The sequence below is a fragment of the Flavobacterium rhamnosiphilum genome (assembly GCF_004349195.1).
Lineage (GTDB): Bacteria > Bacteroidota > Bacteroidia > Flavobacteriales > Flavobacteriaceae > Flavobacterium > Flavobacterium rhamnosiphilum.
On the sequence record NZ_SMLG01000013.1, the window covers coordinates 1 to 15,789 of the forward strand.

Annotated in this window: 13 protein-coding genes; 3 read left to right on the top strand and 10 right to left on the bottom strand. The window is 34.4% G+C overall.

From position 1 onward, the window contains the following. Positions 1 to 14: 14 nt before the first annotated feature. The 3 genes from E0I26_RS14365 to E0I26_RS14375 form a co-directional block, all read right to left on the bottom strand. Positions 15 to 821: a hypothetical protein gene (locus E0I26_RS14365; RefSeq protein ID WP_131917135.1), complete on the bottom strand. Its 807-nt coding sequence runs from the start codon at positions 819 to 821 to the stop codon at positions 15 to 17. A 141-nt stretch (positions 822 to 962) separates the two neighbouring features. Then, positions 963 to 1,781: a hypothetical protein gene (locus E0I26_RS14370; RefSeq protein ID WP_131917136.1), complete on the bottom strand. Its 819-nt coding sequence runs from the start codon at positions 1,779 to 1,781 to the stop codon at positions 963 to 965. A gap of 295 nt (positions 1,782 to 2,076) precedes the next feature. Beyond that, positions 2,077 to 2,604, bottom strand: a complete 528-nt coding sequence (locus E0I26_RS14375) for a hypothetical protein (protein WP_131917137.1) — start codon at positions 2,602 to 2,604, stop codon at positions 2,077 to 2,079. 360 nt (positions 2,605 to 2,964) lie between these two features. Between E0I26_RS14375 and E0I26_RS14380 the strand changes: the two genes are divergently transcribed. Next, the gene (locus tag E0I26_RS14380) at positions 2,965 to 5,433 is read left to right on the top strand and encodes a zinc-dependent metalloprotease (protein WP_131917138.1); all 2,469 of its coding nucleotides are present in this window, start codon (positions 2,965 to 2,967) and stop codon (positions 5,431 to 5,433) included. Positions 5,434 to 5,728: 295 nt separating this feature from the next. On the opposite strand, the gene E0I26_RS14385 is transcribed toward E0I26_RS14380, so the two are convergent. After that, the gene (locus E0I26_RS14385; protein WP_131917139.1) at positions 5,729 to 6,517 is read right to left on the bottom strand and encodes a transglutaminase domain-containing protein; all 789 of its coding nucleotides are present in this window, start codon (positions 6,515 to 6,517) and stop codon (positions 5,729 to 5,731) included. 265 nt (positions 6,518 to 6,782) lie between these two features. Continuing rightward, positions 6,783 to 8,201 carry an amidohydrolase family protein gene (locus E0I26_RS14390; RefSeq protein ID WP_131917140.1) on the bottom strand — a complete coding sequence of 473 codons (1,419 nt, stop codon included), beginning with the start codon at positions 8,199 to 8,201 and terminating at the stop codon, positions 6,783 to 6,785. Positions 8,202 to 8,592: 391 nt separating this feature from the next. Here E0I26_RS14390 and E0I26_RS14395 point away from each other — a divergent pair, with 391 nt between their 5' ends. Then, entirely contained in the window at positions 8,593 to 10,125 is a 1,533-nt protein-coding gene (locus E0I26_RS14395; protein WP_131917141.1) for a SulP family inorganic anion transporter, read from the top strand. A 24-nt stretch (positions 10,126 to 10,149) separates the two neighbouring features. On the opposite strand, the gene E0I26_RS14400 is transcribed toward E0I26_RS14395, so the two are convergent. From E0I26_RS14400 to E0I26_RS14415, 4 genes are all read right to left on the bottom strand, one after another. Beyond that, the gene (locus tag E0I26_RS14400) at positions 10,150 to 10,560 is read right to left on the bottom strand and encodes an iron chaperone (RefSeq protein WP_205728804.1); all 411 of its coding nucleotides are present in this window, start codon (positions 10,558 to 10,560) and stop codon (positions 10,150 to 10,152) included. Positions 10,561 to 10,635: 75 nt separating this feature from the next. Next, positions 10,636 to 11,409, bottom strand: coding sequence for a sulfite exporter TauE/SafE family protein (locus E0I26_RS14405; RefSeq protein WP_131917142.1), 774 nt, complete (start codon positions 11,407 to 11,409; stop codon positions 10,636 to 10,638). Between the two features lie 26 nt (positions 11,410 to 11,435). After that, positions 11,436 to 12,713: an MFS transporter gene (locus E0I26_RS14410; RefSeq protein ID WP_131917143.1), complete on the bottom strand. Its 1,278-nt coding sequence runs from the start codon at positions 12,711 to 12,713 to the stop codon at positions 11,436 to 11,438. Positions 12,714 to 12,716: 3 nt separating this feature from the next. Then, on the bottom strand, positions 12,717 to 13,238 hold the full coding sequence (locus E0I26_RS14415; protein WP_131917144.1) for a GNAT family N-acetyltransferase: 522 nt from the start codon (positions 13,236 to 13,238) through the stop codon (positions 12,717 to 12,719). Between the two features lie 166 nt (positions 13,239 to 13,404). On the opposite strand from E0I26_RS14415, the gene yaaA reads away from it, so the two are divergent. After that, complete coding sequence (yaaA, locus tag E0I26_RS14420; RefSeq protein ID WP_131917145.1) at positions 13,405 to 14,163, top strand: peroxide stress protein YaaA; 759 nt, start codon at positions 13,405 to 13,407, stop codon at positions 14,161 to 14,163. 28 nt (positions 14,164 to 14,191) lie between these two features. Here the strand turns inward: yaaA and E0I26_RS14425 are convergent, their stop codons facing one another. After that, positions 14,192 to 15,775: a DHA2 family efflux MFS transporter permease subunit gene (locus tag E0I26_RS14425; RefSeq protein ID WP_131917146.1), complete on the bottom strand. Its 1,584-nt coding sequence runs from the start codon at positions 15,773 to 15,775 to the stop codon at positions 14,192 to 14,194. Positions 15,776 to 15,789: the final 14 nt, after the last annotated feature.

A 15,789-nucleotide genomic window follows, 5' to 3' on the forward strand; every position in this document is an offset into this window, starting at 1 on the left:
AGGTGCTGTTTTTTTCAATTTTCTTTCTGATTTAATTTTCCCATAATAACATTAAAAAAATCTATAAATATGTTTTCGTCAATTTCTTTATTATTATACTTCAAATTTGGTAACATCCGATTAAATGCTCTTTTATATAATTCAACCATATGTACTTTAATGACTGCATAATTTTCAGTTTCAATAACTTTTAAATGATTATATATTTTTTCCAACTCTAAATATTCAACTTCCCAATCTTTTTGTGTCGGCGGATAATATTGATAGTTAGGGTCTATTAGTTTATTAAAACTATCCCAAGATGGATTATATTCAAAGAGTTGATAGATGGAGTGCCAGAAACTACCCTTATTTAGTTTGTCGATTTCTTCTTTGCTACACTTTTCAATCTCTTCTAGATAGACACTTCGATAATTATCAATAACCATTCTTCTGGTTAATTCGTATGGTTTTAGTTTAGAATCGAATAGTTTTTTAAATTCAGATTTTAAGTAGAGAAATTTAGGTTTCCAACTAATCTTATTTTCTTTTTCTGTTTTTTTGTAATCATAAGAAATGTACTCAAAATCACCATCACTACAACTCTCTTCGTAATATTCTCCTGTATAGATTTCCATAAGGTTTTTAGAGATTAAATCAACATAGATATAACTACCAATTGATTCTTTAATATTGTTTACATATGGATATTCGGTTTTGATATGGATTTCGTAGTAATAATTTTCATCATAGTTAATTGGTAAGATTCCAAGAATATAATTGTTGTCGTTTTGTTTTTCAAACGAGACCAATACATAAGGATTGTATTCTGAATTTTCCATATAATTATTATTTCTTAATTTCTCAAAAGTCCTGTGAAAATAGCACCTAACGTTGTAGTAGCTGTTGGGGGCTGTAACAACACGCTAGTTGTGCAAGAGTAAATTTCTATTCCAATATTTTATTTCTATTTTTAAAAGTATTCATGGGAGTAAAGATTTTATTACTTTACTGGTTATGCCTAGTTTATATAGATTATAGCCTGGACCGCTTATAAAATTCCAAGAAATTAAAAAATAGAATAAAATAGTTGGTAAACTAGATATTAGAAAATAGGTTTGCAAATCAAATTTTGGTTTCCCCACTTTTTCGATAAAGTCTTTTTTCCAACTTTTATAATACAATATAGATTTAAATCCAGAAAAACTTATACCCATTGCCCCCACTATTGAAAGCGGGATTATTCCATTAGCAATATTTAATGATGGTAGAATAATGAGGAAAAAAAGAAGAAATGCTACAAACAAAGAGAGCCATAGAATGAATACTCTTCTATTTTGCTTAGGGTATGTTGTTAATTGATGTTCTAAAATTTTATCTTTAGCCACTTCTATTAGGGTATCAAATTCATCAGGATTGATTTCTTTTTGCTTTAAGGATCTTTCAATACCATATTCACCATTTAATGGTGGTGTTAATAAAAAATCTCTCCAACCAACTAACATTTCTTTGAAATCTTGTAAAGGGATTACATCAATAACATTTTCTACATCACGGTCCATTACCTCAACTCCATTAGGAGTGAGAAAAGCAACTTCATAACTACTGCTAACATCTGGATCTTCTTCTATAGAACTGAAATCACCATTAATTGTAGTAGTTGTCATATCAATATATTCATTTAAAGCTGAAACACTTTTTATTGATTGAATATATCCAAGACCTCCTGTGGCAATTTTATAAACTCTGCCATCAACTATCTTATTAATGAATTTTATGTTGTATTTTTCTAATGCATTCATAGTAGTAAGGTTTCGTCACCAGTTATTTCGTCTAAATTTTGGCTATTTTCAGGCTACTTTTTATATATTTTAAAATATTCTGCCTAGCTTACGTCTTCCTAATTAAAGTTGCTTAAGCTTCTTCTACGGAGGTTATTGCCACCAACGTCCCGGTACTACAGCGGGTTTGGGACTAAATTAAGCCCGTTTTTCGGATTTGCCAAATCTTCCCAAATACAAAACCAACTTTCCATTAAGCCTATTGCCCAAATCCGTTGTAGTAGCTGTTATGCGTTCGCTTTTTTTATTTACTATATTATTCTCCCCATAAATTATAAACGCTCATTTCATTTCCGTCTTTGTTAATTATGACAAAACCATTTTCTTCAATCGAGTTATCGGTTCCTGGTTCAATAGTTACAAAATTTGTTTTAAATTTATATACTGTAATATCTGAATTAATCCATCGAGGAAAATCTTTAGATATATTATCTTCCAATAATTCGGGCTTAAAACCTTGAGAAGTCAGAGGAAAAACAGATTTTCCATTTTCTTTCCAATCTTTCATACTTTCTGAATTAAACTTTTCAGTTCCTGTCAAAGTCCATCCATTTTCTTTAGCAAATGCTATTATTTTTTCAGATTTAAAAGTTTTTTTAGATTCTGTTTTCCAATACATTGCTCTATGTCCGCCATATGGACCTTGGTCGCTAATGTTTTCAACTATATAATCGCTCTCAAAATTTTTCCAAAAAGCGGTTGGAATTAAATTATTACAAGAATTAAAAAAAAGTGATGTTATAATGAGTAGATAAAAAAATGTAATTCGAATCGGTTTTATCATAATTTTATTGATTTTTATTCGTTTTTCTGTCGCTAGAAAGTGACGTATAACTTATTTATACGTCTGACAACGTACGACTTATCCACCCAAAAGTGGGTTGCTATGTCTGACAATCGTCAGTATTTATTTCTCAAATATAATCTAATTATTCTCACAAATAAATCGATTTCTTAAAACTAATTTCATCTGCTAAAATCAAGCAAAAAATCATTTCATAAAAACATTGCTACTGATTCCTGTATGAAATGTGCAACAAGAAACAGAACGGTTGTTAATTAAAAGTTAAACCAATGAATACTATTCAATTTGCTGGCGCTAAAATTTATTTTTGATATTGATTAACCATTAAACAACCAATAAATGAAGAAATTTTTCATTTTAACTGCAATCGCTGCAGCGATGCTCATGCCTGCCACCCAATTTGCACAGTCAAAAAAGAAAAAAGATAAAAATGCCGCTGTAGTTCCTCCTCCCGAAAAGAAACCGGAACCCACCATCAAGGAGTACAGCAAGGTAATTACTAAAGACGCCGTTTCAGACGAAGGATTGTTTACGGTACACAAAGTAGATAAAAAATATTTCTTCGAAATCCCCAATAAATACTTGGATAAAGACATGCTTTTAGTAAGTCGTTTGTCTAAACTGCCTTCTAATTTAGGCGGCGGATACGTAAATGCAGGTTCCGAAACCAATGAACAATTGATTGTTTGGCAGCGTTTTCAGGATAAAATCCTTATCAAGATAAAATCATTCAGTGCTGTTGCCAATGACAGTTTGCCTATCAGCATTTCGGTGAAATCCAATAATTATGAGCCTACCTTATTTGCTTTTGATATCGTAGCCTTCAGCAAAGATTCCGCAAATACGGTGATTGATGTAACTAAATTTTATGGCACCGATGTGAAAGCGATCAGCGGTTTATCGGCAGAAATGAGAGAAACCTATAAAGTCAAAGGAATGGATGATTCCCGCAGTTTTATCAATACGATGAAAAGTTTCCCAATGAACATTGAAGTGATTCAGGATTTCACCTACAACGCTTCTAAACCGCCTGTTCAGGAGGATTCAGAAACGATAAGCATCCAAATGAATCAGTCGATGATTTTATTGCCTGAAAAACCAATGCAACCCCGATTGGCTGATCCGCGCGTGGGATGGTTTACGATGAATCAAATCGATTACGGGAGTAATGAATTAAAATCTGACAGTAAAACGTATATCCAACGTTGGAGATTGGAACCTAAAGATCCTGTCGCTTACGCAAAAGGCGAACTGGTGGAACCAATCAAACCTATTGTGTATTATTTAGATCCTGCCACGCCTGAAAAATTGCGTAAGTACATCAAACAAGGAATTGAAGATTGGCAAAAGCCCTTTGAAACGGCTGGTTTTAAAAATGCAATTATCGCCAAAGACGCACCATTGAAAGAACAAGATCCTGATTTCAGCCCGGAAGACATCCGTTATTCGGTGATTCGTTACGTGGCGAGCACGACGCGTAATGCCGTTGGACCCAGCGTTTCTGATCCCAGAACGGGAGAAATTATCGAGAGCGACGTGATTTGGTACCACAACCATTTGCGTTCGTACAGAAATCGCTATTTATTGGAAACAGGAGCTGCAAATCCTACAGCAAGAACATTAAATACAAGTGATGAAGAAATGGGTGAAATGATGCGCATGGTTATCGCCCATGAAGTGGGACATGCTCTTGGTTTTCCTCATAATATGGGGGCAAGTTGCGCTTATGATACTGAAAATTACAGAAATGGTGATTTTACACAGAAAAACGGAATCGCAGCCAGTTTGATGGATTATGCCCGTTTTAATTACATCGCACAACCGGGAGATAAAAACGTTCGCTTTATCCGCCAAATGGGGCCTTACGATCATTATGCCACTAATTGGGGGTACAGAGTTATTCCAAATGCGACTTCACCTGAGGTTGAAGTGCCGACATTAGACAAATGGATTATGGAAAAAGCCGAAAATCCTATCTATAAATACGGGAAACAAAGCAGCAGTTTTGATCCGTCTTCACAAACGGAAGATATTGGAAATAATTCAATGAAAGCAGGTTCTTACGGACTTAGAAACTTGCAATATGTTGCGGCGCATTTATCAGAATGGACCAGTGATGTCACTAACAATTACGAGGATTTAGATGAGTTGTACAAAGAGATGATGGATGTATGGAGCAGGTATGTAGGGCATGTGGTGACCAATGTTGGAGGTGTTTATGAAACTACCAAAAAGCCAAACCAAAAGGGAAGTATTTATGATATTGTGCCAAAAGCAAAGCAGCAAGAAGCGATGCAATGGTTGCAAGCCAACGCTTTTGCTTCTCCAACGTGGTTGGTGAATGTGAGTACGTTGAAAAACATTGATTACTCCGGGTACACAGAGCGTTTCCGAAATTTACAAGCCAGACATTTGAATAATGTGATGAGTTTTGAGCGTATTGGCCGATTAATGGATGCAGAAATAATGGGTACTGCTAATTATAAAGCGTTGGATTTACTGGGTGATATGCGCAGAGGAATTTGGAAAGAAGCCAGTTTAGGTTCGAATGTGACTATTTACAGAAGAAATTTACAACGTGCCTATATTGAAAGAATGAGTTATCTGATGAAAGAAGAAATTAAATTGGGTCGCCCTTCGGACTATTATAATGTGGCGCAATCGGATGTGAGAGCATTGGTCAGAGGCGAATTGACAAGTTTAAAATCCACTTTATCAGTTGCTAGAACCAGAGCTGTAAATGCAGAAACAAAATACCATTATGAAGATGCGATTAAAAGAATCGACATGATCTTAAACCCAAAATAATAAAATTTCAGTGTTCTATTACCGTTGGGTGTAATTATTCAAAACGTCAGTTCGAGTGTTTTTTGTGGAGTAAAACGGAACAAAAAATGTCCCGATAGCTATCGGGACGAGAATTGTTTTTAATTCAAAATTTTCTTGTTCTCGATACGATTTTCTGACGAAAATCACTCGAACTGACGAAAATTATAATTAAAAACTAATTACACCCAAAGGGTTATTCTATTACAATAAGGAATCCGCTTTCGAGCGGATTTTTTTATTGCTATAACTTGGAATAAGAGATGCGATAAATTGATTAATGAATAGGAAACTCAAAAAAATAGCTTTTTCCAATAAGAAACAATAATCCGTGAGTGAAAGGTCCTGGCAGGAATTTTAGAGTATTTAAATAGGAGTCATAGGTTTTGTTGTGATAATTTGTAATCACAAAAGGAGAAGGATTAGAAGTGATATACAAATCGGTTATTCTTTTATTGTCCATTATCGTTTTTTCGTTAAAACTGGAAAAACAGATTTCTTGTTTTTCCTTTTTTAATTGGATATAATCAAAAACCGATAAGGGAACGGTTTGATTTATGGGATAAAAAAGAACTGATTTAGAAACATCAATTAAAACCCATTTTTTTAATTCATTGGAATAGATTTCATTAAAAGCATGTCCACCTTTAATGCTAGGATCGTTTGATACGATCTTCAATCCCCATTCTTTTACTTTTAAATCGTTTATGACACAGAAATTATTATAGACTTGAGAAAAATCGCTGCAAACGCCACCTTCACCGTTTATCATTTTTCTTAGGGTTGCATCTGAGGATTTACCTAATCCAGGGCCTCCTTTTATATAGTTTCTCAACCAAACGGCTATCTTTTTCGCTTTATCAAGATCACTTGTTACAGCTTCTTTTTTTACGAAAATTAATGGATTTAGTTCAAAATAAATTTCGGGTATTTCTGTAGTTTTGTTTAAGTTATTGTAACAAAAACTTTCAATCCTATCAAAAGTGGCCTTTTTAGAAAGTAACTTAAACCGTATTTTGTATAGTAACGGATGTCTTCGGCAATACCAGATTAAAGATCTACTCATTTTTCAATAATTTATCATGTTTGTAAACAATTAAAATAAAGAAATGCTATTTGCAAACAGTTTGTTTTTAACTATTTGTAAATCAAGTAGGTTGTGTCAAATATAATAAAAATAATAACTCGAAAAGTAAAAAATGCCTTAAAATAAAACAATCAAAAAGCATAAAAAAAGCCCCTCCCGATAGCAATCGGGACAGGGACTTTGTTTTTTATATTTTTAAAGGAAAAACCATTATTAAGAGTTTCTTTTTATCTTTATAAATAGTTTATTTCATTGGAAAATTCGCTTCGAAAGTTTTAAATCGGGTGTCTAAATCTTTAAGCAATTGCTTTTTTACGGCTGCTTCTTTTATAAAACTGTAATTAATGCTGTTGTAAACAAATTGCTTAATATCTGAATAGGAAACGTCTTTGTATCTTTTGGCTAACAAAACATATTGCTCGGTCATATTGGTGCGTAAAATACCTGCATCATCTGTGCTGATTACTATGGGAACGCCAAAATCTTTATACAAAGTCAACGGATGACGACTTTCTTTCACTTTCAAAATGAATTCGTTACTCACTAAGTTAATTTCGATAGGAATGTTTTTCTTCGCCATATAACGCAATAAATTATACGAATCTTTCTCGTACGCCATATCTACTCCGTGACCGATACGGTTGGCTCCTGCAGTATAAACGGCTGCGCCAATATGCCAAGTCAGTTCTTCCGGTTGTACCAAACCAAGCGTCAGCTCGCCGGCATGCATCGTGTATTTTACATTTGGATAGCGGGAATGACAGTATTTAAACATGACCATGTGCAACCAATAATCTTTCATCGAGGTTTCACCATCTTCCGGAGAAACAATGTTAACTCCTGCCATCAGCGGACTTTCATCTGCCGAAATAAATGCAATTACGAGATTTTTAAATAAATCTACGGGTTCCATGAAACGCAATACAAAATTTTGATATCGCATCGTAAATTGTTTGTCATCAATTTTAAGGTCCTTGTGAAGCTTTGCCACAAAATTGGTATTGAACTCTTTGGCGTAGGATTCAGCATCTTTTTTCAGTAAAGAATTGTAAACAGAATCCAATGATTTTAGAATTGCTTTTTCGTCTTTTGCCAAAGCTAATTTTCGCAATCTGGAATTGAATTGCGTCAAATCATCCGTATTCATTGCAGTTGGAATTGTAGATAATTGCGTTTCAATATAACTGACATTTTCTGAAATGGCTCTGTTTTTTAGTTCCAATAAACCTTGTCCAAAATTTCCTTTGATGGCTGGTTCAAACTTCATAAAGGATTCGAAAAATAATTTATCTGATGGGTAATCCACATGATTATAGTCTTTTACAGACCATTTTTGCATGATTTTTTGCTTGTATACGTCTAATGTTCCGTTACTTTTTAACGTCGAAAATTGTTCCCAGTTTCCGGTTGATGGTTTTTCTTTTAAAACATCCATCGTTTCGGTATTGAGATAAAAATCATCAGCAATGGCACGTTGTAATAAGGGCTCAGCATAAATAGAACCGGAATAGTGGTGGTGTAAATCGCCGCCTTTTGGCATCTGTGAAAAGAAAGCGGTTAGTTCCGCTTCATTGTTTCTGATTTTTTCAAAATAGTCATTTGGAGCTTGAGAATATGTACTATTTAGTACCGTTATTAAAAGGAAAGTATAAATTAATTTCATGTTTTTAAATTTTTATCGAAAGGATGGTTTTGCCAGCTCTTTCAATTAATATGCGAGTATTTTTAACTAATGTATGATTGTCAAAATCAATTTATTATAATTTATACCACTTATTTAGGGTACAAATTCATAAATTTTAAGGAACATTTCAAGTAAAGATAAATTTTTGCCAAATTTACGCAATTCCGATTTCTATTTTACACATCGAATAAAAAGTTTTATTTTTGCCACTCTTTGAAAAACAAGTCTGATTTTTTTCTCAGTTATACTACTTTGAATAAGTCCTTTGCATCAATTTATTAATACAATTTTGTATTAATAAATTGACTTCTACCGGGATTTGATATTATAAATCCCAATAGCACTATTGACATACCAAGTTATCTAAAACATGAAAAAATATTTTAAATTATTTGATTTTAAGCAAGTTGTTGACTACAAGACGGAAATTTTAGCAGGATTAACCGTCGCCATGACCATGATTCCAGAGTCACTTTCTTTCGCAATATTGGCTGGATTACCACCGTTAGCAGGTTTATATGCCGCTTTTATAATGGGGTTGGTTACTGCAATATTAGGAGGTCGACCCGGAATGGTTTCGGGAGGAGCAGGAGCAACCGTGATTGTTTTAATCGCTTTAATGAAATCAAATGGGATAGAATATGTTTTTGCAGCAGTTGCTTTAGCGGGGATTTTACAAATTTTAGTTGGCGTTTTTAAACTCGGGAAATTTATTCGTTTAGTACCGCAACCCGTAATGTTTGGGTTTGTGAATGGATTAGCGGTTATTATTTTCATGTCACAATTGGAACAATTCAAAACCATCGTCAACGGACAAAGTGAGTGGCTTTCTGGAAGTCCCATGTTGATTATGCTGGGTTTGGTTGCATTGACAATTGGAATTGTATTATTTTTTCCAAAAGTGACTAAAGCAGTTCCAGCGTCATTAGTTGCTATTATTGTGGTGTTTGCATTGGTTTTTTTCCTTGGCATCGAAACCAAAACTGTACGTGATATCGCTTCAGTAAGTGGTGGTTTTCCGCCATTTCATATCCCTAATATTCCCATAAACTTCGAAACGTTGCAAATTATATTTCCGTACGCGTTAATCATGGCTTCGGTTGGATTGACAGAAGGCTTATTGACATTGAATTTAGTGGATGAAATCACCGAAACAAAAGGAAGCGGAAATCGAGAATGCATTGCGCAAGGGAGTGCGAATATTTTGAATGGTTTTTTCTTCGGGATGGGCGGTTGTCCTATGATTGCTCAAACTTTAGTGAATCTTTCGGCTGGTTCCAGAGCGCGATTGTCGGGAATTATTGCTGCGTTAACCATACTTGGAATTATTTTATTTGGTGCCCCAATAATTGAACAATTGCCTATGGCGGCTTTGGTTGGTGTTATGATTATGGTGGCAATAGGAACTTTTGAATGGGCGAGTTTTAGAATCATCAATAAAATGCCAAAACACGATATTTTTGTTGGAGTATTAGTGGCATTGATAACTATTGTATTGCATAATTTGGCTTTAGCCGTTTTAATTGGAGTGATTATTTCTGCTTTGGTCTTTGCTTGGGAAAGTGCCAAAAGAATTCGAGCCAAGAAATATATGGATGAAAAAGGAGTGAAACATTATGAAATATACGGTCCTTTATTTTTTGGATCAACAACTGCTTTTTCAGAGAAATTTGATGTCTCCAATGATCCAAACGAAGTAATTATTGATTTTAAAGAAAGTAAAATTACTGATATGAGTGCGATTGATGCCGTGAATAAAATTACGGAACGGTATGCCAAGCTCAATAAAACGGTTCATTTGCGACATTTAAGTGCAGATTGCAGAGCGTTATTGAAAAATGCCGATACCGTGATAGACGTAAATATTCTGGAAGATCCTACTTATAAAATTGTTGCCGATTAGTTTTTAGGATTTGTTGTTATTCCGTTATTTTTTAGACTTGTTTAAATTATCCTTCATTCTCGCTTGAATAATTTTCTTTAAAAGTGCTTCAGGAATTGGTTTTTCAGGAGTAAAACGGATGGTTCCACTGGCTAAACTGAAATCTTTTAATTCGTCTTTAAATTGTTCGACAGTAGTTGCATTCCATGGATAAAAACTACAATGATTTTTAAATGCAGCAAAGCTACACAACATACCATGAAATTTGTAGGCAGGCATTTTATAACTAATAAACTCTTCCGCTTCTGGCGCTACTGTTTTAATGATTTTTCGTAATTTATCTAAAGTAACTCTTTGCTTTTCTGGCAGTTTAATTAAATAGTTGTCAACATCATTGCCTTTACTATTGTCAGTGAAATTAGTCATAGCTATTTTGATTTTTGAATTATTTTTCATTCTTAAATTAGTTTTCTAATCAATACGTAAAAGCCATTGTCCTCTAATTTGAATTTAAAAAATCTGTTTTTAAGTTTAAATAATTCCAATTATCAATAGAATAGCAAATAGAATAAGCATAAAAGTCACTATATTTTGAATGGTTACTAAGGTAACTTTTTTTAGTAATTTATTGCCAAAATAAGCTCCAATAAATGCTGAAAGTGTGGCTAGAGTCAGTAAAGTGTAATCAAATTGACTTTGATTATTCAGTATTTGTTTGGAATAAACAGTTAGTCTGGAAATGTCCACTAAACAAGCGATTACCACACCGGTTGCAATGAAAGATTGTTTGGATAAATTAGCTCTTATCAAAAAAGCGGCTCTTAAAGCACCTTGATTTCCGGAAAGACCACCAAAAAAACCACTCAAAATTCCTCCTACAGGAAGGTATTTCTTGTCAAATTGTAAATTGACAAAACTTGGCACAACTTCAAATAGAGAGAAAAATAACAACACAATTCCAATAATCAGTTTTATTGGCATAATTTCAAAAGTGTGATTTCCTATTTGATAATCCGTTAGTGGTTGCATATCTGTCAATAAAGAAAGTACATAAGCACCAAGAAATGCAAAAATAATTGCTGGAATCCCAAAGCGTAAAACTACATTTAGATTAGCGCTTTTCCCCAATAAAAATAATTTAAAAAGATTGTTTAGAAAATGAACTATTGCAGTAAGTAAAATAGCCATTTCGATAGGGAAAAATAGCCCAAAGACAGGAACAAGTAGCGTTCCAAGACCAAATCCAGAAAATAATGTCAAACCGGAACCTATTAATGCAGCGAGACAAATGATGATGTATTCCATTTCATTTTAGATTTTAAATAAGAAAGCTATAGGAAAGGTTGCGTTTCGTTTTCGGAATAATTCAAATCCGTATGGAAGGTTTCTTTTAATTTCCAAAGTGCTAAAATTGAAATTACCGATAATAGTGTTCCAACAATCATGGCCGATTTCAAGATGTCTCCATCAAAAACAGTGTCTCTGAAAAAACCATAAATGATAATAATCAGCGGCAACGAACCCCGAACAAAATTTGGAACAGTCGTAGTAACGGTTGCACGAATATTGGTTCCAAATTGTTCCGCTGCAATAGTAACAAACAATACCCAATAGCCTACAGAGAAGCCCATAATAAAACAAAGAAGATAAAAAGTGGATGCTGAAATTCCAAATGCATTTAGGAACATAAAAACCATAATCAGATTAAACGTCAGAAACAAGTACATCACTTTTTTTCGACTTTTCAGCCACTGACTTAACAATCCGCTGGCAATATCGCCAAAAACCAATCCACCGTAACACCAAGCGATAGCTTTTCCTGCAGCAATCGTTTCAAAACCCTGAACGCCCAGTGCTTTGGCAAATTCCGGAGAGAAAGTTATTAATACGCCTACCAAAAACCACAACGGAATTCCGATAAGAATGCATTGTATGTATTTTGAAAAGCGTTTTTTATTGGTAAATAAAGAAAGGAAATCGCCTTTCTTCTCCTCGCTTTCTTGTACTTTTTTGAACATGCCTGATTCAGAAATACTGATTCGTAAAAACAATAATAGAAGTCCTAAAACGCCTCCGGCATAATAACACAAACGCCAATCCTGAAAAACCTGATAGACTAAATAAGCAACCACAGCACCCGAAACACCAACTGATGCTACAATCATCGTTCCGTAGCCTCGTTTTTCTTTGGGCAAACTTTCGGTTACCAAAGTAATTCCGGCGCCTAATTCTCCCGCAAGACCAATTCCTGCTATCAATCTCCAGAACGCGTATCCATCAACTGTGGTCACCATTCCGTTAGCAATATTGGCCACCGAATAAATCAAGATAGAACCAAATAAAACGGAAATACGCCCTTTTTTATCGCCTAATATTCCCCAAAGAATACCGCCAAAAAGCATTCCGAACATTTGCATACTAATCAAAAATTCCCCCTGATTTCGAATTGCATCACCGGTTATTCCTAAATCTTTTAGACTATCAGTACGAACGATTCCAAAAAGCAATAAATCATAAATATCAACAAAATAACCCAGCGCGGCTACAATTACGGCAGCGTTCAAAATTCGGACTGGCTTTTCTGTTTCGGAGGATAACGTATTGGTCATGTATTATTTGATTAAAAGTTGCATCAATAAATCGGTTTGTTCGTCATTTCCTAACGTAAAAACGTGTTTGTCAAATACAACAAATCCATTTTTAGTGTAAAATCGAAGTGCTCTGTGATTTTCTTCCCAGACACCGAGCCAAATATAATCAACGCCAGTACGTTGTGCAATCTTTTTTGCTTCGTCAAGCAACAGTTGGCCAATATTTTTTCCATGAAAAGTTTGTAAAACATAAATTCGATGCACTTCTAAAGCATTTCCGTTGATGGTTTCAGTTTGGGCATAACTGAAGTTTATTTTTAGATAACCAACGGCTTCTGCATTCGAATACGCTACATAAAACTGGGAGTTTACATTGTTCAATTCAGTTGTTAATTGTTCCGAATTGAAACTTTCTTTTACATAATTGGCAATATTTTCGGGCGTATTTACTGCGGCAAAAGTCTCTTTAAAAGTTTGGATACTTATATTTTGGATTGTTTCCAGATCAGATAGTGTCGCTTTTCTAATTTCAATTGGGTTCATAATTATGGAAGTGTAGTTTATTTTAAACTCAAAAATAATTAAATTAGGAAACAATTTTCATTATCTATGGCACTATTAAACAAATCAATTTAAAGATTCTTGATTTCTTGATTTCAATTAGTACTTTTGGAAGAATTAATAAAAAGAGCTCGAAAGAGTATTGTGTATGAAAATTGTAATATCGCCAGCCAAGTCCTTAAATTTTGACAAACAGTTACCCACTCAATTGCACACCGAACCTTTATTTTTAAAAGAATCGCGACAAGTTCACAAAGTTTTAAAAGAAAAAAAGCCCGCTGATTTATCGGATTTAATGAGTATTTCGGATAAACTGGCTGATTTGAACTGGAAGCGAAATCAAGATTGGAAAACACCTTTTACAACTTCAAATGCACGTCCGGCAGTGTATACTTTTGATGGGGATGTGTACATTGGATTAGATGCCTATTCGATTTCTGAAAAAAAGTTAGAAGCTTTACAAGATCGTTTGAGAATACTATCCGGTTTGTACGGATTGCTGAAACCATTGGATTTGATTCAAGCCTACCGTCTGGAAATGGGAACCAAATTACCTATTGGCGAAAGCAAAAACCTATATGAATTTTGGAAGCCAACCGTTACTAAAGCTTTAAATAAAGAGCTTGAAAAAGACGAGTTGTTTGTCAATTTAGCGAGCAATGAATATTTTTCGGCAATTGATGTCAAGGCGTTGAAAGTTCCTGTAATCACTCCGGAATTCAAAGATTACAAAAATGGAAAACTAAAAATAATCAGTTTTTTTGCCAAGAAGGCAAGGGGAATGATGGTGCGTTATATTATCGATACCGATGCTAAAACGATTGAAGATTTAAAAGGTTTCAATTACGATGGCTATCAATTTGATGCTAATGTATCGGAAGGAAATCATTTGGTTTTTACACGATAGCGTAGAGACGCGATTAATCGCGTCTTTACTAATGCATTGCATCGGCAGGATTGATTTTGTTTTTCCCTTTCTTTATCAAAAGTATAAAAGGAATACAAAATAAAAATAACGCGCCTAAGTATAAAAAGATGTCCATATAAGAGAGTACGGAACTTTGTACCATTACTTTATATTCAATGGCTTTGTAGGCTTTTGCCAAAGCTTCATTTTCAGAATAGCCTTTGGACATGAATCCCATTTTTAGCTGTTGCACTGTTTTTTGTACTTCATAAGAAGTTGAATTGAGATGCGAAATAAGATTTACACGGTGTTCCTGATTGAATCGGGCAATAAAAGTGGTAATAATGGCAATACCAAAAGAGCCTCCCAATTGTCGCATCATTCCCGTAAAAGCGGCTCCTTCACCAATACTTTTTCCTTTTAAAGTGGATAATGAAAGTGTAGAAATAGGAACAAATAACAATCCCAATCCAATTCCTCTTAATATCAATGGCCAATATAAATGTTCTTCACCAGAATCTGGTGTGATGACCTGTTGCATCCAATACGTAAAAAAGAAAAACAATAAAAATCCTGCAGCTACCATATACGCTTGTGGTACGCCACGCTGAATCATTTTACCAATGAATGGCATCATAATTCCAGTAGTAATAGAACTTGGAATTAACAATAAACCGGCATCCAAAGCACTCCAACCTAAAACGGATTGTGTGTAAATAGGGATGATAAAGGTGGAACCATACAATCCGAAACCTAGAATAAAACACATAATGGTTCCTATTCTCAAGTTGGTATCTTTTAGAACCCTTAAATTTACGATGGGATGTTTATAAGTGAGTTCTCTCCAAATAAAGAGCAACAAACCAAAAACAGAAATAACAGAAAGCAGAACAATCGTATTATTATTGAACCAATCGTCTTGTTGACCGTGTTCCAAAACATATTGTAAGGAGCCAATAAAAGCCGTTAAAAGAAAAATCCCCCACCAATCGACCTGACTGGCTTTTAGTTTATCCCCGTATTTAGGGCTTTTTACAAAAGACAGCGTCAGTAAAGTAGCGATAATTCCGATAGGAATGTTGATGTAAAAGATATAAGGCCATGAAAAATGATCTACAATATAACCTCCCAAAGGCGGTCCAAGAGTAGGCCCTACAATAACTCCCATTCCGTAAATAGCTTGCGCCATTCCTCTTTTGGCAACAGGATAACTCTCGGTAATTATCGTTTGCGCAGTTACTAATAAAGCGCCACCACCCAATCCTTGAATGAATCTAAAAGTGACTAATTCCCAAATATTATTGGCATTACCGCATAAAAAGGAAGCGACGGTAAAAATAATAATGGAAACCGCAAAATAATTTCGACGCCCAAATTGTTGTGACAACCAACTGGTCATAGGAATCACAATCACATTTGCAATAGCATAAGCAGTGATAACCCATGCCACATCAGTAAGTGATGCACCAAGGCTGCCTCGCATATTGTTTAAAGCTACATTTACAATTGTAGTATCTACAATTTCAAGCATAGCACAAAGAACGGCTGTAATGGTAATTATGACTCTTCTAAAGCCATATTCTACTAAATCATCTTCTCCTGTTTGTACCATTTTATACTAAAGTG